Annotated in this window: 1 protein-coding gene; it reads right to left on the reverse strand. The window is 54.1% G+C overall.

All coding sequences use genetic code 11. The features are described 5' to 3' along the window. Nucleotides 1–812: IS1634 family transposase (locus HMPREF3101_RS00245; protein WP_246816575.1), on the reverse strand; the 812-nt coding region annotated here is incomplete at its 3' end. Between the last annotated feature and the right edge of the window lie 25 nt (nucleotides 813–837).

An 837-nucleotide genomic window follows, 5' to 3' on the forward strand; every position in this document is an offset into this window, starting at 1 on the left:
AGTGCTTGTTTATTCGCCGCGGAGAACATTCCCGCATCTGCGACCACGGTGACCTCATCAAGCTGGTAGGCATCTTGGAACCGTGTAATCATCGGCAGCATCGTGTGTGTTTCTGCGCTGTTGCCAGCAAACGCCCCAACATGCAAAGGAAACCCACGATCATCGGTAAGCAACCCCACAAGGATTTGCGGCTCGACGCGACGTTCCTTGGAAAACCCGGGTTTACGAAGCTGATCAGGGGTATCTGTTTCGAAATACAGTGTGGTCACGTCGTACAAAATGAATGCGCCCGGCCCAATCCCGGCATGATGCGCCAACGCCTGGGACAGGATCTCCCCAAACGATTCGCTCGCGAAGAAGGGAAGACGCCTTTGGATAGTGCGATAACTTGCGCTAGTGACTCCAACCTCAGCAAGCGTTTCGATGGAATCGAGCTTTGAACCGGGGCGAATAATGCGGGCACGCACAAGATCGCGAAACACCGGATCATCACCGGTGGCAGCAGCAAGGCCTAACTGATCGAAACACCAATCAATACAGTCCAGCAAGTAACCAGCACGCTGAGCGACTACCGGTAGCGGATTATCCACACTGCCCGTTGCAGATGGAGTGTGATCAACTTCGCCGAAATCCAACGCGAGTTGGTCACCATCAACGATACGTTGAGCTTCAGCACGTAACAGCGCAAGCTCAGACTCCGAATGTGCGGAGCCGACATGCTTCATCTGTTTGGTGCCTTTGCGTTCAGAGAACACGACCTGCACCGCTGTTGCCCCAGAGGCGGTAGTGACGGTGCGGATATAAGGACTCACAAAAATCAGACTACTGATCACCCCC

It is taken from the genome of Corynebacterium sp. HMSC29G08 (genome assembly GCF_001806875.1).
Classification (GTDB): domain Bacteria; phylum Actinomycetota; class Actinomycetes; order Mycobacteriales; family Mycobacteriaceae; genus Corynebacterium.